Consider the following 22,203-nt stretch of genomic DNA (forward strand, 5'->3'; position numbering starts at 1 on the left):
AAGCAGCAGAACGAGAACCGTTGCTACTTTCGGCAGAACTTAAAGCGTCAACAGGCAATCGAAGTTGATGGGGATGTCACGCTCCGTCCAGCGGCTCCACGCCTTGCGGCTTGCCGGCGCGGTCGAGGCGGATCTTTTCGATGCGGTTCTCGGCGGCCGTCAGCAGCGCCTCGCAATGCTTCTTCAGGGCCTCGCCGCGCTCGTAGATTTCGATGGATTCGTCCAGCGCCACGTCACCGCGTTCGAGGCGCGCCACGATGCTCTCCAGCTCGGCAACTGCCTTTTCGAAGGAATAGCCGGTCACATCCGGTTTGGCACTGTCAGTCATACTCAACCCTTCATCATTCTCAGAATGTGCATGCCCGCCGATTCGGCGAGCCCTTCCAGATCATAGCCGCCTTCCAGCAGGCTGACGACCCGGTTCTTCGCGCTACGGTCGGCGACCTCCAGGAGCCGCCCCGTCGCCCAGTCGAAATCCTCGCCGACCAAGTTGATCTGCGCTAGTGGATCGCGGTGATGCGCATCGAAGCCGGCCGAAATGATGATGAGATCGGGACGGAAATCGTTCAGGGCCGGCAGGACCCGTGATTTGAACGCCTCACGGAAATGGTCGCTGCCGGTATTCGGTGAAAGCGGTGCGTTGACGATGGTGTCGTGTGCGCCCCTTTCGTCCTTTGCGCCCGTACCGGGATAAAGCGGCATCTGATGGGTCGAACAGAAGAGCACGGAGCGATCATCCCAGAAGATGTCCTGCGTACCGTTGCCGTGATGAACATCCCAGTCGACGATGGCGATGCGTTCGGCGCCATACGTTCTCTGGGCATGGCGGGCGGCGACTGCAACGTTATTAAAGAAACAGAAGCCCATTGCCGTCGATTTCTCGGCATGGTGTCCAGGCGGGCGGGCTGCGACGAAGACATTGTCCGCCCTTCCTGAAAAGACATCGTCGACAGCAGCCATTGCGGCGCCTATGCCGGTCAGCGCGGCCTGCAGGCTTTTCGGGCTTGCATAGGTGTCTGCCTCGATCTGGTTGATCTCACCGTCCTCTTCCGGAATGGAGCGCATGATCGCGATGAGATGCTCTTCCGGATGCGCCAGCAGCACTGCATCCTCGTTTGCCTGCGGCGCCTGCTTTCGCTCCAACTGGTCGAAATTCGGGTGCTGGAGCGCGATTGCAAGCGAGCGCAGCCGATCCGGCCGCTCCGGATGGCCGGGCGGGGTCAGGTGTTCCAGAAAGATCGGATGCTCGTAGAGGCGTGTGGTCATGGAGCCACCCTAGCGATGAGCCGTGTCATGATCCACAGCAGATGGGACGTGGCGCGATAATTTCAACAAGTGCGGTTGTCTTGTCTTCGTCATATCTGCCGTTTACTTCGGCGAACCCAATGCATAAGCTATTGAGAAGACGGTTCTTTGGGCAGGAAATAGTGATGAGCGGGGTCGACCGTCCCGATTTGAATGAAATCCGGGTTCCGTTCCGCGATGTGGACATGAACGGCCGGATGTTTCTCGCCGCTTATATTTCGCAGGCGGAAGCCGCGCTTTCGAATTTCTGGCGGACGCATCCCGAAATCGAAAACGAGCCTTCCTACACGGCTACTAAAGTCTCCTGCGTCATTCATCGGGATCTGCGCTATGACGAACGCGCGACCTTTCACGTCAGCGTGGACAAGATCGGGGTCAAGACCGTCGGTTTCGTCGTTGCAATTGAGGCGGACGGTGAAATCGCAGCCGAGGTCGAGATCCTCTGGCAGGCCCATTCGGAGGAAAGCGGCGAACCGGTCGCCTTGCCTGAAGATACGCGCGACTGGCTCTTTCAGTACCTCGAGTGAACGCGGCCGCTCTTCAATTCCAGAGCATCTTTTCGCGTCCAAGCGATTCCACCTGAATGCACTACAGCGCCGCGCGTCTTATCAGACGCGCAAAGGTCGCTGTAGCACTTTGAATTGCTGCATGTTTTTATCCTTAAATCGGCTCCGATTTAAGAAAACATGCGGTAAGCTTCAAGCGCGCACGGGCAAGAGCGGATACCCGACCATGACTGCCCGACCGACCATCGCCGCCACGACCGCCTTGATGACGTCACCGGGGATGAAGGCCATCGATCCAATGAAGGCCGTCGCAAAACCTGTCTTCGCCACGATCGCGAGATAGACGATACCGAAGGCATAAAGAACCAGGACGCCGCCGATGAAAGCGGCGAGAAAGAAGCCTACGGTCTGGACGAGAGCGGTCTGCTCGGGGCGAACCAGGCGCTCGGCGACGAAGCCGGTCGTAAAAGCAGCAAAAAGCCAGCCGATCAGGAAGCCGGTGGTGGGCGCGGCGAAGGCCGCCAGTCCGCCGCGACCGCCGGAAAGGACAGGCAGCCCGATCGCGACCAGCAGCAGGACGATCAAGACTGCGATTGCACCGCGCCGGGCGCCGAGAACGACGCCGGCCATCATGACGCCGAGGGACTGCGCCGTGATCGGCACAGGTATGAATCCGAGCGTGATCGGAGGCAGCAGGCCGAGCGCCACGATGATGGCGGCGAAGAGGGCGGAAAGAACGAGGTCGCGCGTGCTCATTGCGTAGGCTCCGATGATGGCATTCTATTCAAATGCCGCCGAATGCCGCGCGCGTCAATCGCGGCCGCGATGTTGTCCGCATCTCTGAGTGTGAGGATGATGAGCGGCACCAGCGAGGTCGTAAGCCTGATCTTGATGCCGCGTGCCCTGTGCGCTTCGCGGATCGCCTCATATCGGTTGAGAATTTCGGGAACGAACCGCACCACGAGACCGACGGCAAGCCCGATATCGTCGGCCTTCGCCACCCCTGCCTTTTCCAGCGGACGGGCAAGTGTGCTTATTTCATCGACGAACTGAGCGATCGTTGTCGTTGCCGTCACTGCAGCGGCAAACAGCATCAATGCGGTCAGGCGCAGGAGCGCTGTGAGTGCGTCGTGAAATGGGGTGACGACGAGACTGAAGACCGCAACGACGACGATGGTAAGAAAGACCGGCCGCAGCCGTGTGAGAGCTTCGCCGACCGGAAGCCCGAGGCGGAAATAGATCGTCGCCCCGGAGATTGCCACGAGCAAGAGCAAGCTGATACGATCCGTGAAAAACAGTGCCGCGCCGAGCGCCATGAGCGCCAATAGTTTCAGACGCGGCGACAACCGATGCAGCCAACTATCCGCCTCAATGTAGAGCGTCCGGATCAACGTGCGATCTCCCGGTAGCGGACGATCGCTTCCTCCGGCGAAGCATCCGCCATCAGCCGCCCTTCATGGAACAGCAGCACGCGCTCGAAGTCGCCAATGAAATCCAGATCATGTGTGATGACGATGACGTGCTCATGCAGGCCGGCGATGATCTGTTTCACGCGGATCCGGTTTTTGAGGTCGAGCTGGTTCGTCGGTTCGTCGAGGATGAGGATCTGCGGCTCCGTCACGAGCACGGAGCAGAGCGCTGCCATCTGCAATTCCCCGCCCGAAAGCTCGTGCGCTCGCCGGTCCGCGAGATGAGCGGCATCAAAGCGGGCAAGGATGGCGGCAACAGCTTTTTCGGTTTCCGCGCGCCCGAGCCCGCGGCTCTTGAGGCCGAATGCGATGTCATCGCGCACGATAGGCAGGATGATCTGGTTCTGCGGCGACTGGAAGATGAAACCGACATCGCTCAGCACTGCCTTCTGATCTGCCGCCGTGTCGCGTCCGTTGACGATGACGCGTCCGGTTGCGGGCTTGGCAAGGCCATTGATCAGCCGCGCAAATGTCGTCTTTCCGGATCCGTTTAGGCCGATGATGCCGATGCGTCTTTCGGTAAGCGTCAGGCTGAGGGAATGAAGCGCAGTATAAGCGCCGAAAGTCACCCCAGCCTCTTCGAAGCGGATCTCCAAATCAGGCTCCCGGTTCAATCCGATAATACAGGCCGATGATGCAGGTCGCGCAAAAATGCGCAGCGGTTTGCGACAACGACATGCATGAAAACAACAGCCTGAAACCTGTCGCGTGAAGCTCTTTTCCCGCGACAGGTTTCAGGCGCTCTATAGACCGGGTGCTTCGCGATGGAAAGAGAAGGCATGGTTTGAAAACTGGGAATAAAAGCCTATCATCAATCCATGACGAATCTCCTCCGCAATGCCGACGCCCGCCGGATCTTCCTCGCCAAGCAGGGGCTCGCCAATCCGCCAAACCGCGCCTTGACCAAGGCGGGGTTGCTGCAACTCATCCATGATATCGGATTTGTCCAGATTGACAGCATCTCGACCGTCGAGCGCGCCCATCACCAGATCCTCTTTTCTCGCAACCAAACCTATCGCCGCGAGCACCTGACCGAACTTCTGGAGAAGGACGGCTCGTTGTTCGAGAACTGGACGCATGACGCTTCCATCCTGCCGAGCGCCTTCTTCGTCTACTGGAAGCACAAGTTCCGCCGCGAGGAGAAGGCAATTATCGAGCGCTGGCGCAAATGGCGAGGGGACGGTTTCGAGGATGCCTTCGATGAAACATACGAACGAGTGCTGCGCGACGGCGCCATCATGGCGCGCGAAGTCAAGGCCGAGCACCATGTCTCCGGCGGCTGGTGGAATTGGCATCCCAACAAGACGGCGCTCGAATATTTCTGGCGCACCGGTAAATTCGCCATCGCCTCCCGCTCGAATTTCCAGAAAGTCTACGATCTGGTGGAGCGCGTCCTGCCGGATCATTTTCATAGGCCGGAAGTCGACCACGAGACCTTTGTCGACTGGGCCTGTCGCAGCGCGCTGCAGCGGCTGGGGTTCGCCACTCACGGCGAGATCGCGGCCTTTTGGGATCTTCTGACGCCGCAGGAGGCCAAGACCTGGGTCGATGCCCATCGCGACGAATTATGCGAAGTGCTGGTGGAACCCGCGCTCGGCGGCAAGCCGCGCCCCTCCTGGGCCTTGGCAGATTTTCCCTCTACGCTGGACGACTATGCCGAGCCGCCGGGGCGTATCCGTGTCCTCAGTCCGTTTGATCCGGTTCTGCGCGACCGCAACCGCACGGAACGCCTCTTCGGCTTCTTCTACCGCATCGAAGTCTTCGTGCCGGAGCCGAAGCGAGAATATGGCTATTACGTCTTCCCGCTGATTGAAGGTGATCGCCTGATTGGCCGCATAGACATGAAAGCCGATCGCAAGGCAGGTAACCTCGACGTCAAGCGCCTCTGGCTGGAGCCGGGTATTCGCGCCTCTACCGGGCGGACGGAGAAGCTGGAGGCGGAGCTGGACCGCATCGCCCGGTTCACAGGGGTGGAGCAGGTAAAATTTCTTGACGGTTGGCGAGGCGAAACGGCTGCATCATAGCCCTGCTGTATGTTTTCCTTAAATCGGAACCGATTTAAGGAAAACATACAGCAATTCAAAGTGCTACAGCGTCCTTTGTGCGTCTGAAAGACGCACGGCGCTGTAGGGAGCGCGCACACGAATGCGCAGCGCAGCTTCACCAGATTTCGGTCGCCGTGATCTTGATGCCGAAGCCTTCCAGACCGACATAGTGCCGCTCGCGACTGGTCAGCAGCCTGATCGAGCTTATGCCCAGATCCTTCAGGATCTGCGCGCCGAGACCGATTTCCAACCACTCGTTTTCGCGGTTCTGCGCTTCCGCATGGGCTTCACGGCCCTGTTGGCGCGCTTTGCGGCCATTATCATAATGCCCCACGCCGACTGAGCCTTCACGCAGATAGACGATGATGCCCCGGCCTTCCTCTGCGATCTTCTTCATGTAGTGATCGACCGGTCGGCGGTTGCCGAAGACATCTTCCGCGACGTTTTCCGGATGCAGGCGCACGGGAACATCGATGCCGTCACGAACATCTCCGAAGACGACTGCGAGATGCTGCATCGGGTCCCAGGGAAGCGAATAGGTGTGGGCGCGCGCCTTGCCGAAGGGTGTTTCGATATCGAAGCTCGCGCCGAGTTCGATCAGTGTTTCCTTGCGCTGCCGATAGGCGATGAGATCGGCGACCGAGACGAGCTTGAGACCATGTTTCTCGGCGAAGTCGACGACTTGCGGACCTCGTGTCACCGTGCCGTCGTCGTTGACAAGCTCGCTGATGACGCCAATCGGCGGCAGGCCGGCGAGCTTACACAGGTCGACGGCGGCCTCCGTGTGTCCGGAGCGCATCAGCACGCCGCCCTCGCGGGCAACCAGCGGAAAGATGTGGCCGGGACGGACGAAATCGGTCGCACCGACGTTCGGGTTGGCGAGATTGCGCACTGTCAACGTGCGGTCGTCGGCAGAAATGCCGGTCGTCGTGCCGTGCTTGAAATCCACGGAAACGGTGAAGGCAGTCGTGTGGGCGGAGTCGTTTTCGGCCACCATCGCATTCAGGTTCAGGCGCTTCGCCTCTTCGCGCGGCATTGGCGTGCAGACGATGCCGGAGGTGTGGCGCACGATGAAGGCCATCTTCTCGGGCGTGCAGTGAACGGCAGCGACGATGAGATCGCCTTCGTTCTCACGATCATTGTCGTCCATGACGACGACGATTTCCCCGGCCTCGAAGGCCCGGATGGCATCAACAACGCGCTTCTGATCATAGGACATGCGAGAATCCTTATTTCAGCCGGCCGGTCTGGCCGCGATGCCTGAGGTAGTGGTCGGCAATGGCACAGGCAACCATCGCCTCGCCGATCGGCACCGCGCGGATGCCGACACAGGGGTCGTGGCGACCTTTGGTGCGGACATCGATATTGTTGCCATCGGCATCGATCGAACGACGTTCGGTGAGGATGGAGGAAGTCGGCTTGATCGCAAAACGCGCGATCACCGGCTGTCCGGTTGAAATGCCACCCAGGATGCCGCCGGCATTGTTGGAGAGAAACAGTGGCTTGCCGTCGTTACCCATCCGCATCTCGTCGGCATTCTCCTCGCCGCTTGTCTCGGCGGCACCAAAGCCGTTGCCGATCTCGACGCCTTTGACGGCATTGATCGACATCAGCAAGCTAGCGATGTCTTGATCAAGCTTGCTGTAGATAGGTGCGCCGAGTCCAGCCGGCACTCCTTCCGCGACGACCTCGACGACCGCGCCAATGGAGGAGCCGCTCTTGCGGATCCCATCGAGATACTCCTCCCAAACCGGCACGATTTTCGCATCTGGGGCGAAGAATGGGTTCTGGTTGACCTGGTCCCAGTCCCAGTTCTCCCGGTTGATCTTATGCTTGCCGATCTGGATCAGCGCTGCGCGCACGGACATGCCGGGCACGACCATGCGGGCAAGCGCACCGGCGGCCACGCGCGCGGCGGTCTCACGCGCCGAGGAGCGTCCGCCGCCGCGATAGTCGCGGATGCCATATTTGACGTCATAGGTATAGTCGGCATGACCTGGCCGATAGCGGCGGGCGATTTCGCTGTAATCCTTGGAGCGCTGATCAGTATTCTCGATCAGCATGGAGATCGGCGTGCCGGTCGTGACCATCGTCTCCCCGTCCTCGTCCGGCATCACGCCGGAGAGAACCTTCACGAGATCATCCTCCTTGCGTTGCGTCACGAAGCGCGATTGACCGGGCTTGCGCTTGTCGAGCCACACCTGGATGTCAGCCAATGTGAAGCGGATGCCGGGAGGGCAGCCGTCGACCACACAGCCGAGTGCCGGGCCATGGCTTTCGCCCCATGTGGTGACGCGGAAAAGATGACCGAATGTATTGTGCGACATGGCTTCCGACCGATCCGGCATGGACCCTTAGGTCTAGCGGCAGACCATCCATGCTACTCTTCAATTGGGCCACACTCATAGGCCAAAAAAACGCTGAGGGAAAAGTGTTTCTTCGCGAAAAATGCCGGCAATCGGAAAATGCCGCCCGGTCGGCTCAGGATGCTTTGCGCCAGACCATGCCGCGCGCCGCAGTGGTGAAGTCCTCGAAGGAAAGCGGACGCGCGAAGGCATAGCCCTGTAGCAGATCGCAGCTCAGTTCCCTCAGCATTGCGGCGTGGTCCAACGTTTCCACGCCCTCGGCGACAGTCTCGACGCCGAGCGAGCGCGCGATCTCGATGATCGAGCGGACAAGCGCGCGCTCCTGCGGCGAGGTGAGGATCGGCTTGACCAGTTGACGATCGATCTTCAGCCGCTTCGGCTTGAGCTTCAGGAGGCTGACGATCGAGGTGTGGCCGGTACCGAAATCATCGATCTCGATGTCGATGCCGAGCGCCTTGATGCGTTCGAGGTTCTGCGAGACGACATCCTCGCTCTCATCGAGGAAGATGGATTCAACCAGCTCGAACGAGAGTTCGCCGGGCGAGATGTGAAGGCCGGTCAGCGTTTCGATCAGACTTCCGTCGTGCAGCCTGCGCGAAGAGACGTTGACTGACACCTTGGGCACCGAAATGCCGCGTGCGGCCCAGAGCATCTTGTCCTTCAGCGCCGTTTCCAGCACGATCCGGTCAAGCGTTTGGACGACGTTCAGCTCGTCGGCGATGCGCAGGAACTTGTCCGGCGTCAGCACGCCCTTGATGGGATGGTTCCAGCGGACCAGCGCTTCAACGCCGGTGAGCTGCATGGTCCGGGCGTCGAACTGCGGCTGATACCAGGCGGTGAACTCGCCGTTTTCCAAGCCCGCAAGTATCTCGTCCGCCGTCCGTTTGCTGTTGACGATCTCAGCCTGGAGATTCTGGTTGAAGAATTCGAAACGGTTGCGGCCCATGCTCTTGGCACGATAAAGAGCGATGTCGGCATTGATCAGCACCTTGCGGGCGTCGACATGGATGCCGCTGGCAAGTGCGATGCCGATCGAGACTCCGCAACGACAGGAGAAACCCTGGAAGTCGATCGGTTGGCGCATCTCTTCGATGATGCGGGTGGCAAGCGCGGCCATCGCTTTCGGCTCGCTGGCATCCATCGCAACGATGACGAATTCATCGCCGCCGATCCGCGCGACGATATCGCTGCCTCGGACGTTCTTCGCCAGGATCTTCGATGCGTGGATCAACATGGCATCGCCGGCGGCGTGGCCGAGCGTGTCATTGATTTCCTTGAACCGGTCGAGATCCATGTGAAGAATGGCGTAGCGCTGGCGCTGCGAATGCCCGTCGATCGTCAGATTTTCGAGTGCCATATCGAGTTTGCGCCGATTGGCGAGCGCCGTCAGCGGATCGTGAAGCGCGTTGTGTTCGATCCGGTCCTTGGCGAGCTTCAACTCGATGTTCTTGGCGACCGCTTCATCCTTTGCCGCCTTGAGTTGCTCGGTCAGAAGCGCATCGTCGGTAACGTCGAAGGCGATGCCGACGATCTTTTGTCCGCCATCCTTCGTCTCATGCACCTTTCCGACGGAGCGAACGTAGCGCTTTGTGCCATCGGGAGTGAGAATGCGGCAGACAAAGCTCTGCGTGTCTCCCGGCTTCTGGTAGCCATCAAGTGAGGCGATTGCATTGTGCCTGTCGTCCAAATGAATCTGGTTCAGCCACTCTTCCTCAGTGATGCGCCGGTCGCTGTATGGGAGGCCGTATAGCTGGTACATCCGCTCATCCCATATCGCACCCGGCTTGCCGAGATCGGCCTCCCAGATGCCGCACTGATAGGAATCGAGTGCCAGATCGAGCTTGCGCGATAGCTCTTCGAGCTGATGTTCGCGGCTTGAGAGTTCATCGAGCGCCAGTTCCAGCTCGGCGTTCTTGATATCGCTCGTCTCTTTGGCCTGGCGAAGCGTGTTCGCCATCTCGGCATCGCTGCTGACGTCCCAGACGATGCCGATCGTCTTGCTGTCGCCGTTCGGGTCGGCATAGAAGGCGCCGACGGAACGCAGGTGGTGGATGCGCCCGTCCGGCAAGACGACCCGGTATTGGGCGCTGCAAGCAGCGCCGACGCAGTTGAAACTGAAGAAATGCAGCTCGGCGATGACCCGATCTTCCGGATGGATGACGGCAAACCATTCGTCCAGCGGATAGGAGCCGTCCCCTGTCGCCTTTCCATGCAGTGCGGCGGTGCGCGTATCCCAAAAGAAGGTGCCGCTGTCGTCGTGCAGCTCCCAAATGCCGATATTGGAGGATTCCAGCGCCAGGTTGAGCCGCTGCGAGAGTTCCAGAAGCTTGGCTTCGCGCGCTTCCAGTTCGGAAACATTGCGATTGCGCTCGCCGAGCAGCAGCACGGAAGAAAAAACCGCTATGACGATGACGCAACCCGCCGAGATGATGATCAGACGCAACATCACCTGATTGTCCGGAGCGGACTGCCAACCCGATTTCGGTACCGCAGCCAACTCCCAGCTGCCGCCGGCGAAGCTGATCTTGCGGCGGATAGGCTCATTGTCGAAGACATCATGCTCACCGAGAAAGGGCATCATTGCGATGCCTGCCGGCGAGCTCATATCGCGCAACGCGATCGAGAGATGGTCAAGATGCGGATATTTTTCCTCGTTTTCGCTGTTGCGCGCCGGTCTCAGTCCAGTCGCCTCGTAGAACATGCGTTCGTCGACGGTCGCTTCGATGGCGCCCCAGAGCCTGCGCTTATTGCCGTCCTTGACGAAAACGGGATAGAGAATGGCGAATGCACCCTTGCCCTCGCCGAAAGGCACTGGGCCGTAGAAGCGAGCCGCCTGATTGCTCGAGTTGCGCGAGACGAATTGGCGGGTGAGAAGCGGTTCACGCACATCCCTGCCGATCCGGGAATTACTGCTACGTGCCGGAAACACGGCCTGCACGATGAAATCGGGTGCAAGCGAGATGCTGAGGAGATGCGGGTTCTGTATCAGCAGCCAATTGATCTGCCGCTCGATCTCCTCACTCTGGATGGAGGGGTTGAGGGCGATGAGATTGGCGAGATCGCGGACGACCGTAACGTCCATGTTGATCCGCGCCATCATGCGAGAGCGGATGAGGCTTGCCTCGTTTTCAGTGCGGATCCGCAATTCGCGAAGATGGGAGGCAGTATTCGCCCGGTCCAGCGTGATGCCGACCATCGTAACGGCGATGGCAACCAGGATCGAGAAGAACAGCAACAAACGGGTATTCTTGAACGTTCGCCGCAATTGCTCGCCATTGTCACTCAAGAATACCAAACCGATCTCCCAAGGTGGTCTATCGGACTGTAGGTATCAGCGGTTAACTTACGATTGTGTAAAGACAATTGACGGAAGCCTTTTTTGGCTAAAACTCTGTTTATCAATTGGACGATAAATGCCATTCTTGCGGGCGAATTTTGCCATATTCGGAGAGCTATCTGTGTTCAGCGAGTTGTTGAAATCAGTGCAAAAAAGGAAAACTTCGATGCGCTTCTTCGTTGCCACGCTACTGGCCACGGCAAGTTTCCTTTCGCCGATCAGCGGCTTTGCGGAAAGCGCGGATGTCGAGGCAACGATCAAGAAAGTCGACCTGAAAAATCTCAGCCTTACACTGGACGACGGAAAGACCTATCAGGCGCCTGAGGAATTCAATTTTGACGGCCTGGAGGCGGGCGTGAAAGTGATCGTTTTCTATACGGAAGTGGACGGCAAGCGCGTTATCAACGACTTGGACATCGTCCAATGATCCTTTTGTATGCTTCCTTAGATCGGAATCGAACTAAGGATAAAACCGCCAAGCAATTCAAAGTGCTACAGCGAGTTTTGCGCGTCTTGTAAGAAATACGGCGCGCAGGGCTAATCACTCGATCCAGCCGATAACCTTCCAGTTCATGTCGATTCTCAAAATGCGGTCCTGGGGGATTTCGGCCTCGGCCGCTTCTTCTTTTGAAATATTCGCAATCTGTCGGAAAAGTGAGCGGATGACTCCGCCATGGGTGACGCAGACCGTTTGGCGGTCGACCGATCTCAACCAGGATCCCACCCGCCAGGATAGAATCTCATAGCTCTCCGCATCGTCCCCCGGGGGAATGAAATCCCATTTCGCCATGTTGCGCTCAAGCACACGCTCAAGTTGGGCTGTCTTCAGCTCCTTCAGCGTGAAGCCCTCCCACGCTCCAAAGGACACCTCGACGAGCCGCTCGTCCGTCCGGTACTCCTTGAGGGGAAGGTTCATGGCCTCGCGGATGATTTCCATCGTTTCGCGCGTGCGGGCAAGCGGACTCGCCACGAAATCGAAGGCAGCGGCTTCGGGCCCGAGTATTTCGGCCAGAAGCTCGCCGTTCTGGCTGGCCTGCAGGCGACCGGTGGCATTGAGATCGATATCCTTCTGTCCCTGAAGGCGGCGCTCCGCATTCCAGTCGGTCTGTCCGTGACGGATTACATAAATCAGCACGGATCAGCTCCGATGAATGATGAATCAGTCCTTGAGGACGGAAATATCGGGCGCGTCCACAGCCTTCATGCCAACGGTGTGATAGCCTGAGTCGACATGATGGACTTCGCCGGTGACGGCAGTGGAGAGATCGGAAAGCAGGTAAAGGGCCGAGTTGCCGACCTCATCGATCGTCACGGTGCGCTTCAGCGGCGCATTATACTCGTTCCATTTCAGAATATAACGGAAATCGCCGATGCCGGACGCAGCAAGCGTCTTGATCGGACCGGCGGAAATCGCGTTGACGCGAATACCCCGGCTGCCGAGATCGACGGCGAGATAGCGCACGCTCGCCTCAAGCGCCGCCTTGGCAACACCCATGACGTTATAATGCGGCATGACCTTTTCCGCACCGTAATAGGTCAGCGTAATCATCGAGCCGCCATCGTTCATGATACGCTCGGCGCGCTGGGCGATGGCAGTGAAGGAATAGACCGAGATATCCATGGTCCGGCCGAAATTCTCGCGGCTAGTCTCGATGTAGCGGCCGGTGAGTTCGTCCTTGTCGGAGAAGGCGATGGCGTGCACGACGAAGTCGATCCTGCCCCATTTCCGCTCAAGCGCATCCATCACGGCGTCGATCGTGCCGGGTTCGGTCACGTCGCAATGGCCCGCCATGAAGGCACCGAGCTCGGCAGCAAGCGGTTCCACACGCTTTTTCAGCGCGTCGCCCTGCCAGGTCAGTGCGATTTCGGCACCGGCTTCCGAACAGGCCTTGGCGATGCCCCATGCTATGGAACGGTTGTTTGCTACGCCGAGGATCACGCCGCGCTTGCCTGCCATGAGGCCTGCTGCTTGAGCCATTTCTTGCTCCCTTGGATATTCGATCGATTCTGCCTATGGCATAGCCCGTTAATCGGTTCAAGCATGGCTGAGATCATCAACTGTTAGGGAGCGTAACAAAGGGTGCGCTTGTCACGGAAATTTCACAAAAACAGCCCTTCGCGCATGCTGCGCATCAGATCCGTGACTTTGACATCGGGCTTTTCCCACAGCATCAGGCGCAATTCGACCACGAGATCTCCTTTATCGCCATTACCATCAGGCAATCCCTGTCGAGGAATGCGGATTGCGTGATCGGAACCGGACCAGGCGGGAACGGTCACGCGAACGGCCCCGGCAGGCCCCTCGACGGAAGTCTCCCAGCCGAGGACGGCGTTTTCGATCGTCACCGGCAGAATTGTGTGGATATCGAAGCCCTTCACCGTGAAGCGTTCGTGTGGCGCGATGTGAACCGTGATGACAACGTCGCCCCGCTGCATGCCCTGCAGCTTGAGTCCCTGGCCCTTCAGCCTTACCACATGCCCTTCCGTCATTCCGGCCGCTGCGGTGAATCGGACGTCACGGCCTTCCGGCAGCGGCACGGCAATCGAGTGTTCCTTCAGGATGTCATCGATGCTGATCGTAGCTTCGGCCAGTGTGTCAGGTGCCCTTTCCTGCGCGGGGCGTGCGCCGGTGATGCGGCGAACCAGTGAGGTGAGAATGCCAAGCGGAAGGCGCGGTGTGTAGCCTCCTTCGTTATCGGAGTCTTGTGCGGCCTCGGCCCGCTCGATCGCTGCCTCGCTTTTCTGCGAATGCTGGTCATCATGCTTGTCGGCGCCGGCGGATGCCTCGGCATGGGCAGCGCGTGCTTGCGCGCCGAAAATGCGCTCGATCACCTCTTCGGCAGATTCGGTGCTCTGCTGATGCGATTCCGATTGCTGCGAACCGGTCGCAGCTCTCGCCTTCTGAGCGTTGGCGCGCGCCAGTTCTTCCATGATTCGCTCGGCGTTGGCGCGCGCTGCCTTCGCCCGCTCCGCCGCTTCCCGGGCTGCCTGCCGCTGTTGCAGGATGGTCTGCCCCTGCTGTTTGGCCTCGGCCATCCGCAGAAGCTGATCATAGCGGCTGCGTTTGGCCGGATCCTTCAAGGTCTCGTAAGCGCGTCCGACTTCAGCAAAACGCTCGGTCGCCGTCGGGTCACTCTGATTGTGGTCGGGATGCACAGCCTTGGCCATACTGCGCCAAGCAGCCTTGATCTCATCCGCCCCTGCATCCTGTTTTACGCCAAGCACCTTATAAGGATCGCGCATGATACAAACCGCCGATTTGAGATGCGGTATGCCTGTCCGCTACCCGCACCTCCGTTACTCTCCACAAAACCTCGGGCGCGCCTTCGCTTCATCGAAACGAAGGACGTGCGCATGTGGGCTGATCCTGCGCGGAACTTGCTAATCACTTCTTACGGGAGAGGGCCGGATTGGGCTAAAATGCGGCTAAGGCGGCGCCTTTAGCCGGGCATGGTTAGTCATTTGCTACTGCATGGGTCCTTAGATCGGAACCGATTTAAGGATTAAATCATAGAGCAACTCAAAATGTTACAGCGACCTTCGTACGTCTTATAAGACGCACGGCGCCGAAAGCCGCCGTGACATTGCTTCAACGCTGGCACGAGGGATGAAGCTGATAAATTCAGCCCTCAGGCTGGAAGCTGAGAAGCTGCCAATTGCTATTGTCGACAAGGCAGGTCTTTCCAAAGAACGTAGCGATACCGACATAGGAATGACGTGTCGTGCGGAACTGGCGGCAGATATGGCCGCCTTCGTTGTTCTCGACGATGGTGTCGATTACGCCGGCGCTGCCCGTTGAGGCATTGGCCCAGGGGAGGGACTGGCCTTCGAGGCGGCCGAGATCGGCGGACGTTACGGCATTGCGGATCGTCATTTCATCCGAAAGCGTGTCCGTGCTTGGTTGTTGGGGCACAGTTCCGGTCGCAACGGAGCGATCCACTTTCGCTGAGCCCAGGAAATCCATCCCACCGCCGACGCAACTGGACAACGACAGCAGGATCACGCTGACCGCGAGAATCACGCCGCCCTTCGCAGGTACGCTCTTTGTCTGGACTTCTGACTTTGCTATGTCTTCCACCGTGTGTCCTGTCCAGTCGCAAAACAGCTGGGCAATCATCGAAAAAACCGGGGCATTTGAGATAATATGTCGGAACATGAGTTAACAAGCAGTGACTTCACCGCCCGAAACGAGCCATTCGCACTATTTGCGGAGTGGCTGAAGGAGGCGGAAAGTTCCGAAGTGAATGACCCCAATGCCGTTGCGCTCGCCACTGTCGATGAGAACGGTTTGCCGAATGTGCGCATGGTTCTCCTGAAGGGCTTCGATTACAACGGCTTTGTATTCTACACGAACTTCGAAAGTCAAAAAGGAAAAGAGATCCTCGGTCAGAAAAAAGCGGCGATGTGCTTCCACTGGAAAACGCTGCGCCGGCAGGTGCGGCTGCGTGGACCGGTAGAAATGGTATCGGATCAGGAGGCCGACGAATACTTCAAATCGCGGGCACGCGGCAGCCGCATCGGCGCCTGGGCATCGAAACAGTCGCGTCCCCTGGAGAGCCGCTTCGCCCTCGAAAAATCGGTGGCCGAATATACGGCCCGTTATGCCATCGGCGAAATTCCGCGTCCGCAGTACTGGTCCGGCTTCCGTATCCGTCCCCTCTCGATCGAGTTCTGGAAGGACCAGCAATTCCGTTTGCACGACCGCGTTGAATTCCGCCGCACCACGCCGGAAGGCGACTGGGAGAAAGTGCGGTTGTATCCCTGAGCTCGCCGGCATAACCTCGAAAATCGGAAATGACTTTTCGGAAAGGCTTATGCGGGCGTCTTCCTCATCAGACGGAATGGAATGCCGGAGGCGAGCGCCGTTACGCTGTGCCGATTCTGATAGAGGCCGTTCAATGAAATTCGGGGCAGGTAGGTCGCCTCCGCTATGTGGTCGGCAGTCAGGATCCCGGGCTGCGTGGTAACGCCGATCGCAAAGCCCAGCTCCTTGGCAAGGCGCGCCTCGCGTTTCGAGACGGTACTGACCGTGCCATAGGGATAGGCGATGGTGCGCGGACGCTTCCCGGTGATGGTTTCGACAAAGGCGGCGGAAGCTGCCATTTCCTCGGCGGCTTCATTTTCGCCGATGAGCGCCAGCGCCCGGTGGCTGAGCGTGTGCGCGCCAAGAGAGGCCAACGGATGTGCGGCAAGTCTTCTCAACTCATCGGCGGTCATGGTCAGTTGCTCCGTGATGAAGAGCGGGTCGATCGCCTGCTGCCGTGCTGCCGCATCGACGGCGGCCACGTGCTGCGCCTCGCCGGCTGTGAGGATATAGGCGGCAAAACGGTCGAAGGCGGCATGCTTCTGTGCTGGGCTCCCGAGGTCCAGCCTTTCGGGGCCGCTGCCGAAGTCGAAACTGAAGGCATCGAGCCTGTTCAGCAGCTCCGCGAGCGTCTCCCACCACATGGAGTGCGTGCGCTCCGTGAAACCGCGGGTGACGAAAACGGTAAAGGGAACGCCATGACTCTCGAAGACGGGCAGGGCGTGTTCGGCATTGTTGCGATTGCCGTCATCGAGGGTGAAAGCGGCAAAGAGAGGACGGTTCCTTCCGCGCAGGCGTTCCGGGACCGCGTCGAGCGGAATGAAGTCGTAGCCGATCTTCTTCAACTGCCGGATCGCGAGATCGAGATATTCCGGCGTGATTTCGAGATGGGCGTTTGGCGCAAAGATCCGCGGCGTTTTTGGCCGTACGTGATGAAGGGTAAAGATGGCGCCACAGCCGCATGCGTCCCGCATGATGCCCGCCGAAGCGAGGAAGGAGATGGCCGCCAGCCCGCTGGAAATGGCAGCGCGCTTGCCGCGGGTTCGCCACAGCGCTGTCATGCTTTGCCTCATGGATGCTTCGTCTGTTGATGCCATGGCCGAAGTTATCGGATCGCCCGTTAAACCTTACTGAACGTCAGAACCCGCTACTTCTTTTAACCTTCTGTTTACCCTTGCGGACAAAATTGGAAATAAGTCAGCGCCGTTGCCCTAAAGTCGCAACAAACGGAAGGCTTTCGTCACAAAACGGGACATCCGGTCCCGCGCGCAGTTTCATCGCCTGTTTCAGCATGGGGATTTATATGACCAGACTATTGCCCGCATTCCTGATGGTCGTCGCATTTCTCTGTGTCCCCATCGCCGCCAATGCCGGTAGCGCCTATCTCATTATGGATGCGAAAACAGGCAAGGTGCTCTCGTCAGAGAATGCGGACACGTTGAACCATCCAGCGTCGCTGACGAAAATGATGACGCTCTACCTGACGTTCGAGGCGCTGCATCGCGGCAATCTTGATTGGGACAGCAAGGTCCGCTTTTCGAAAAGCGCCTCTTCAAAGCCGCCGACAAAGCTCTCGGTCAAGCCCGGCTCGTCGATCACCGTGCGCGAGGCCGTGCTCGGCATGATCGTCAAATCTGCAAACGACGCCGCTGCGGCCATGGGTGAGAAACTTGGCGGATCGGAAGCTGAATTCGCGCGGATGATGACGGCAAAGGCACGCCAGCTCGGCATGAGCCGCACTGTTTTCGCCAATGCCTCCGGCCTTCCGAACAGCCGCCAAGTGACGACCGCTCGCGACATGTCGACCCTGGCGGTCGCACTGATGAATGATTTCCCCAAGGAATATCAGTTGTTTGACACGGCAAGCTTCAAGTTCCGCGGTCGCACGATCCGCGGCCACAACAATCTGATGTACCGTTACAAGGGCATGGACGGCATCAAGACCGGCTACACCAACGCCTCGGGTTTCAACATCGTGAGCGCCGTCCGTCAGGGCAACCGTCGCGTCATCGGCGTCGTGTTGGGAGGCAAGACGGCGCGCAGCCGCGACAACAGGATGGCCGCACTCCTCGATCGCTATCTCAAGCAGGCATCCTCCTCCGGAGGCGGTGACCTCGTCGCGACTATCAATGCACGAAGGGCGGTCGAAACAGCTTCCGCGGCTGCGGCAACAGACGTACCGGTTCCGAGCCTCGCTCCGCGCGCCGCCTATGCGGAAAGCCCGGCTTCGACGCCTGCGGCCGATGCCGTTGCGACGGTGATAACCGGATCGACGGGAGCGGTCGTGCCGCTTGAGCGGCCGGCGGCGATGGACGAAATCCAGAATGCCGGCAAGCCCGGCAGCCAAGGAAAATGGCAGGTACAGATTTCCGCCGCCTCAAGCGCGGAAGCAGCGATGGCTCTGCTCAACCAGGCGCAGTCCGATGCGGGCGGACCACTGCTCAATGCTTCGCCCTATACGGAAGCTGTTGGTCGGGGCGATTCGACGCTCTATCGCGCCCGCTTCATCGGCTTCGAAAGCAGGGACGACGCCATTACCGCCTGCGATGCACTCAAGAAGCATTCCTACGATTGCATGCTGTTGCAGAACCAGGGATAAGACAGGCAACTCGCGATAATTGATAGGGGCGCGGCTGGACATCGGCCGCGAATCTCGCCTATGTTCCCATCGAACAGATAGGGAACAACGCCATGCGCATCCTGATGAGCCAGTTCGAGCAGGCATCCGCAGCCTATGCCACTGCAAACGACATCGAGCGTGACGCGGACTGGTTCGTGCTGAAGATGCAGGAAGAACTGGGCGAGTTGACCCAGGTCTGGAACAGGATCAGCGGCAGGGCGCGAAAAAAGGGCATGACGGCCGAGGAGATGGTGCAGGCACTTGCGGATGAAACAGCCGATATGCTCGGCCATGTCCTGCTTTTTGCCCGCCACAACAATCTGGACCTTGCGGCGGCGATCGAGCGAAAGTGGCGATTCCGGCCGGATTGGGTATGAATCCTGTTTGCCGCACATTCGCTAATGCAGAAAGATGATTCAAGATTAAAGAGTTAGAGTGCCCTCTTTACGTTAGAGGTACGGCCCAGCACGGGTCCGCGCGTGCCTTTCCGAAAATGAATTCGAGGTGAGCGCTACAGCAATTCCTGCAAAAGTGCGAAGCGGTTTTCCGTTCAAATTACGTAAAAAACAAATGGTTAGAACGTTCCGCTCCTCTTCCATCAAAAGCTGAACCGCTCTATGCCCGGCTTTCCAAATCCGGAAAGTCCGGTTGAGCCTCCGGCCTCGCGAGGCGGAAGGCCTCAAGCGCGGTGCAGCGCTCTTCAACCGAAAGAAGCAGTGGATAGTTCGACAGATCGCAGCCGAGGCGACGGCCATTGCTCATTTGCGGAACAAGATGCAGCTCGGCCCAACCCGGATTATCGCCGAAGCAAAATGGTGAATGGAACCCGCGTCTTGCCAATGTTTCCTCGAGCGCCTTGAACCCAAGCGTCAGCCAATGGATCACCCATCGGCCGATGGCTGCGTCATCGGCGTTCATGTCGGTTCTGAGAAACTGGCGCACTCGCTGGACCGTAATGGAGTGCATTTCCGAGGCGATGTGTGCGGCAAAGGCTCTTGCTTGGGCACGAAGTGTAGGATCGTGCGGCAAAAGGCTCGGTTCGGGATAGGTTTCCTCGATATAGTCAAGAATGGCTGCGGACTGGGCAACGATCTGCCCTCCGAGGTCGAGAGCCGGCAAGAGCCCCTGCGGGTTGAGGCGCTTGAGCTCGCCCGGCTCAAGTGAGCCCGAAGGAACATAGGTATAGGAAATCCCCTTGAGATTGAGCGCAATGCGGACACGCTCTCCTGCCGAGTTTTGCCAACGCGAGATAAGGCGCATTGCAGATCCTTTGCTGCTGCATGGTTCCGGTTCAAGGATAAAACCATGCAGCAATTCAAAGTGCTACAGCGACCTTTTTGCGTTTTATGTGACGCACGGCCCTGTCGGCGACCGCTATCTCATGCTTTCGTGCCGCCGACAGTTAGCTGATCCATTCTCAGATGTGGCTGGCCGACGCCGACCGGTACCCATTGGCCGCCTTTGCCGCAATTGCCGATGCCGGTATCGAGCTTCATATCGTTGCCGACCATCGAAACGCGCTTCATCGCATCCGGACCATTCCCGATCAGCATAGCGCCCTTGATCGGCACTCCGATCTTGCCGTTCTCGATCATATAGGCTTCGGTACAGCCAAAGACGAACTTTCCGGAGGTGATATCCACCTGTCCGCCACCGAAGGAGACGGCGTAGATGCCTTTCTTGACCGAGGCGATGATCTCTTCCGGCGTCTTGTCGCCGCCGAGCATATAGGTATTGGTCATACGCGGCATCGGAACATGCGCATAGCCCTGCCGCCGGCCGTTACCGGTCGGCGCCATGCCCATCAGCCGGGCATTCTGCCGGTCCTGCATATAGCCTACGAGCTTGCCGTTTTCGATCAGCACGTTGTAGGCGGAAGGCGTTCCTTCGTCGTCGATGGTGATCGAACCGCGGCGGTTGTCGATCGTGCCGTCGTCGACGACGGTAACTCCCGGAGCGGCGACCATCTGACCCATCAGCCCGGCGAAGGCGGATGTCTTCTTGCGGTTGAAATCGCCTTCGAGCCCGTGGCCGACCGCCTCGTGCAGCATTACGCCCGGCCAGCCCGAACCGAGCACGACATCCATCGTGCCTGCGGGCGCGTCGATCGCTTCCAGATTGACGAGCGCTTGGCGAAGCGCCTCGTCAGCACCACGTTGCCAACTGTCCTGCATGATGAAATCGCCAAAGCCGATGCGTCCACCGGTTCCGAAGGAGCCCGATTCCTGCCGATCGCCTTCGCCGACCACCACGGCGATGTTAATGCGCGTCATCGGCCGGATGTCGCGAACACGATGGCCGTCGGCGCGCAGGATATCCACCACCTGCCAGTTCGCCGCCACGGAGGCCGTGACTTGGCGAACTTTGTCATCCTTGCTTCGCAGATAGGCATCGATGTCCTGAAGCAGCTTCACCTTCTCCTCAAAACTCGGTGAGCCGATCGGATTGTCGTCGCCGTAGAGCCTCTTGTTGGTTCTCTGGGGAGCGGCGGCATAATTGCCTGAATAGCCGCCCGTCACGGCACCGACGGCGTCGGCCGCCCGACGCAAGGCAGCAATCGACAGCTCACCGGCATGCGCATAGCCGACGGCTTCGCCGGCAACCGCACGCAATCCGAAACCCTGCTCCGTGTTGAAGCTTCCGCCCTTGAGACGGCCATTGTCGAACATCAGGGATTCGGCCTGAACATGCTCTATGAAGAGCTCCCCATCGTCGGCGCCGGAAAGCGCTTCGGCCACAAGGGCGCGCATCCGCGTCTCATCGGCGTCGAAAAGGGTCAGAAGGTCGGTGGTCATGATAGTGTGCTCCGTTCCAGACGGATGTAGGTCCGTCCGGTCGTCAGAGCAAGCCCTGCCTTTTACGGCAGGGCGTCATAACCGTCCGCGAAACCCTTGAGGTCGACGGGGATGCCAATACCTTCCTCCGGTGTCTGGAACACGATGAAGGTCGCCTGGGTGCCGCTGCGCAGTGTTTTCAGGAGTTCATCCTCAAGCACAACTTCAGCATAGCAACCGTCGGAAAAACAACGGACAAAATAGGCCCGGCCGATGTCCTTGCCGTCCACGTTCAGGCCGAGGCCGTTTGGCAGAAGCACGCCGAGGGGAGCAAGCACGCGCAGAATTTTGGACTTGCGGTCGGCCGTCTTCAGTACGACCACCGAAAGGCCAACCTCGGGACGGTCTTCTGCGATGACATTCTGCATCAGCGCGCATTGCTCGGTTGAAGCGCCCGGTGGCTTGTCGCAGATCACAGACCAGGCGCCGTGGTTTGATTTCACGGTGCCCGGCTGCTGCGGCTGCGTGGATCCCTGGGGACCGGCCGGCGCCTGGGGAGCGGGTGCTTGCTGAGTTGGTGTCTGGGGAGCCGGCGTCTGCGGTGTGGGTCTGGGTTGCGGCGTGGGCTGCTGGGCACACACGGGGGCGGCCAGGGCAGACATGACGCCTGCAGCCAGAAGATACGACCGTGCAAGGGAACGAAAACCCATGAGAACCTCTAGAATTCGAATCAGTGCTGCTATTGTTGAAGCCCGCGCGGAAAAATGAAAAGCCCCGACGGGAATTCCAACCCGAGTACGGCGGAAATAGGACTTGCGGCGAAGTTTGTCGAAAGGAACGGATCGAACGGAAGCCGCTATTTTCCTATGATGATGAAAAGCTTGAAATGTTTCCCGCTGAATTTGAGATTGTATTTGTGCAAAAATGCCGCACAGACAATCGCGCTCGCCTGTTGCGGCGGACACCAAACTGTGGTT

The 22,203-nt window shown here is 59.0% G+C and carries 22 protein-coding genes; 6 read left to right on the forward strand and 16 right to left on the reverse strand.

Features of this window, described 5'->3' with window-relative positions; translation table 11 throughout:
• Positions 1–76 precede the first annotated feature (76 nt).
• Positions 77–328: an exodeoxyribonuclease VII small subunit gene (locus AAE029_RS18775; protein ID WP_371074382.1), complete on the reverse strand. Its 252-nt coding sequence runs from the start codon at positions 326–328 to the stop codon at positions 77–79.
• A gap of 2 nt (positions 329–330) precedes the next feature.
• A complete protein-coding gene (locus tag AAE029_RS18780) occupies positions 331–1,266 on the reverse strand; it encodes a histone deacetylase family protein (RefSeq protein ID WP_371074383.1) in 936 nt (311 codons plus the stop codon).
• Positions 1,267–1,430: 164 nt separating this feature from the next.
• Here AAE029_RS18780 and AAE029_RS18785 point away from each other — a divergent pair, with 164 nt between their 5' ends.
• Entirely contained in the window at positions 1,431–1,832 is a 402-nt protein-coding gene (locus AAE029_RS18785; protein WP_371074384.1) for an acyl-CoA thioesterase, read from the forward strand.
• Positions 1,833–2,003: 171 nt separating this feature from the next.
• On the opposite strand, the gene AAE029_RS18790 is transcribed toward AAE029_RS18785, so the two are convergent.
• The 3 genes from AAE029_RS18790 to AAE029_RS18800 are packed head-to-tail and all read right to left on the reverse strand — an operon-like array spanning position 2,004 to position 3,876.
• Positions 2,004–2,567 carry a biotin transporter BioY gene (locus AAE029_RS18790; RefSeq protein ID WP_371074385.1) on the reverse strand — a complete coding sequence of 188 codons (564 nt, stop codon included), beginning with the start codon at positions 2,565–2,567 and terminating at the stop codon, positions 2,004–2,006.
• Positions 2,564–3,199, reverse strand: a complete 636-nt coding sequence (locus tag AAE029_RS18795) for a CbiQ family ECF transporter T component (RefSeq protein WP_371074464.1) — start codon at positions 3,197–3,199, stop codon at positions 2,564–2,566. Before AAE029_RS18795 ends, AAE029_RS18790 begins: the two co-directional genes overlap by 4 nt.
• A complete protein-coding gene (locus AAE029_RS18800; RefSeq protein WP_371074386.1) occupies positions 3,199–3,876 on the reverse strand; it encodes an energy-coupling factor ABC transporter ATP-binding protein in 678 nt (225 codons plus the stop codon). The genes AAE029_RS18795 and AAE029_RS18800 overlap by 1 nt, the downstream gene beginning before the upstream one ends.
• Before the next feature lie 222 nt (positions 3,877–4,098).
• On the opposite strand from AAE029_RS18800, the gene AAE029_RS18805 reads away from it, so the two are divergent.
• Positions 4,099–5,304, forward strand: a complete 1,206-nt coding sequence (locus AAE029_RS18805; RefSeq protein ID WP_371074387.1) for a winged helix-turn-helix domain-containing protein — start codon at positions 4,099–4,101, stop codon at positions 5,302–5,304.
• A gap of 136 nt (positions 5,305–5,440) precedes the next feature.
• On the opposite strand, the gene ribB is transcribed toward AAE029_RS18805, so the two are convergent.
• The 3 genes from ribB to AAE029_RS18820 all read right to left on the reverse strand — a co-directional run bounded on the left by ribB (position 5,441) and on the right by AAE029_RS18820 (position 10,887).
• Positions 5,441–6,544: a 3,4-dihydroxy-2-butanone-4-phosphate synthase gene (ribB, locus tag AAE029_RS18810; protein ID WP_371074388.1), complete on the reverse strand. Its 1,104-nt coding sequence runs from the start codon at positions 6,542–6,544 to the stop codon at positions 5,441–5,443.
• Between the two features lie 10 nt (positions 6,545–6,554).
• The gene (gene aroC, locus AAE029_RS18815; RefSeq protein WP_371074389.1) at positions 6,555–7,652 is read right to left on the reverse strand and encodes a chorismate synthase; all 1,098 of its coding nucleotides are present in this window, start codon (positions 7,650–7,652) and stop codon (positions 6,555–6,557) included.
• Between the two features lie 154 nt (positions 7,653–7,806).
• On the reverse strand, positions 7,807–10,887 hold the full coding sequence (locus tag AAE029_RS18820; RefSeq protein WP_371074465.1) for an EAL domain-containing protein: 3,081 nt from the start codon (positions 10,885–10,887) through the stop codon (positions 7,807–7,809).
• 307 nt (positions 10,888–11,194) lie between these two features.
• On the opposite strand from AAE029_RS18820, the gene AAE029_RS18825 reads away from it, so the two are divergent.
• Positions 11,195–11,455: a DUF1344 domain-containing protein gene (locus AAE029_RS18825; RefSeq protein WP_371074390.1), complete on the forward strand. Its 261-nt coding sequence runs from the start codon at positions 11,195–11,197 to the stop codon at positions 11,453–11,455.
• A gap of 114 nt (positions 11,456–11,569) precedes the next feature.
• Here AAE029_RS18825 and AAE029_RS18830 read toward each other — a convergent pair whose 3' ends face one another.
• The 4 genes from AAE029_RS18830 to AAE029_RS18845 form a co-directional block, all read right to left on the reverse strand.
• Positions 11,570–12,163, reverse strand: coding sequence for a histidine phosphatase family protein (locus tag AAE029_RS18830; RefSeq protein WP_371074391.1), 594 nt, complete (start codon positions 12,161–12,163; stop codon positions 11,570–11,572).
• 24 nt (positions 12,164–12,187) lie between these two features.
• Complete coding sequence (gene fabI, locus AAE029_RS18835; protein ID WP_371074392.1) at positions 12,188–13,006, reverse strand: enoyl-ACP reductase FabI; 819 nt, start codon at positions 13,004–13,006, stop codon at positions 12,188–12,190.
• A gap of 122 nt (positions 13,007–13,128) precedes the next feature.
• Positions 13,129–14,271 (reverse strand): DnaJ C-terminal domain-containing protein, encoded by a 1,143-nt coding sequence (locus AAE029_RS18840; protein WP_371074393.1) that lies wholly within the window; start codon positions 14,269–14,271, stop codon positions 13,129–13,131.
• Between the two features lie 379 nt (positions 14,272–14,650).
• Positions 14,651–15,106, reverse strand: coding sequence for an RT0821/Lpp0805 family surface protein (locus AAE029_RS18845; RefSeq protein ID WP_371074394.1), 456 nt, complete (start codon positions 15,104–15,106; stop codon positions 14,651–14,653).
• 66 nt (positions 15,107–15,172) lie between these two features.
• On the opposite strand from AAE029_RS18845, the gene pdxH reads away from it, so the two are divergent.
• Positions 15,173–15,793, forward strand: coding sequence for a pyridoxamine 5'-phosphate oxidase (gene pdxH / locus AAE029_RS18850; protein WP_371074395.1), 621 nt, complete (start codon positions 15,173–15,175; stop codon positions 15,791–15,793).
• Between the two features lie 47 nt (positions 15,794–15,840).
• Here pdxH and AAE029_RS18855 read toward each other — a convergent pair whose 3' ends face one another.
• Positions 15,841–16,893 carry a polysaccharide deacetylase family protein gene (locus AAE029_RS18855; RefSeq protein WP_371074396.1) on the reverse strand — a complete coding sequence of 351 codons (1,053 nt, stop codon included), beginning with the start codon at positions 16,891–16,893 and terminating at the stop codon, positions 15,841–15,843.
• 242 nt (positions 16,894–17,135) lie between these two features.
• Here AAE029_RS18855 and AAE029_RS18860 point away from each other — a divergent pair, with 242 nt between their 5' ends.
• Both AAE029_RS18860 and AAE029_RS18865 read left to right on the forward strand, forming a co-directional pair.
• Positions 17,136–18,431 carry a serine hydrolase gene (locus AAE029_RS18860; RefSeq protein WP_371074397.1) on the forward strand — a complete coding sequence of 432 codons (1,296 nt, stop codon included), beginning with the start codon at positions 17,136–17,138 and terminating at the stop codon, positions 18,429–18,431.
• A gap of 92 nt (positions 18,432–18,523) precedes the next feature.
• Positions 18,524–18,829, forward strand: a complete 306-nt coding sequence (locus AAE029_RS18865; protein WP_371074398.1) for a pyrophosphatase — start codon at positions 18,524–18,526, stop codon at positions 18,827–18,829.
• 238 nt (positions 18,830–19,067) lie between these two features.
• On the opposite strand, the gene maiA is transcribed toward AAE029_RS18865, so the two are convergent.
• The 3 genes from maiA to AAE029_RS18880 form a co-directional block, all read right to left on the reverse strand.
• Positions 19,068–19,712: a maleylacetoacetate isomerase gene (gene maiA, locus AAE029_RS18870; protein ID WP_371074399.1), complete on the reverse strand. Its 645-nt coding sequence runs from the start codon at positions 19,710–19,712 to the stop codon at positions 19,068–19,070.
• Positions 19,713–19,831: 119 nt separating this feature from the next.
• Positions 19,832–21,247, reverse strand: a complete 1,416-nt coding sequence (gene tldD / locus AAE029_RS18875; RefSeq protein WP_371074400.1) for a metalloprotease TldD — start codon at positions 21,245–21,247, stop codon at positions 19,832–19,834.
• Positions 21,248–21,309: 62 nt separating this feature from the next.
• On the reverse strand, positions 21,310–21,936 hold the full coding sequence (locus AAE029_RS18880) for an invasion associated locus B family protein (RefSeq protein WP_371074401.1): 627 nt from the start codon (positions 21,934–21,936) through the stop codon (positions 21,310–21,312).
• Between the last annotated feature and the right edge of the window lie 267 nt (positions 21,937–22,203).

The sequence above is a fragment of the Sinorhizobium sp. CB7 genome (genome assembly GCF_041357635.1).
Taxonomy (GTDB): domain Bacteria; phylum Pseudomonadota; class Alphaproteobacteria; order Rhizobiales; family Rhizobiaceae; genus Rhizobium.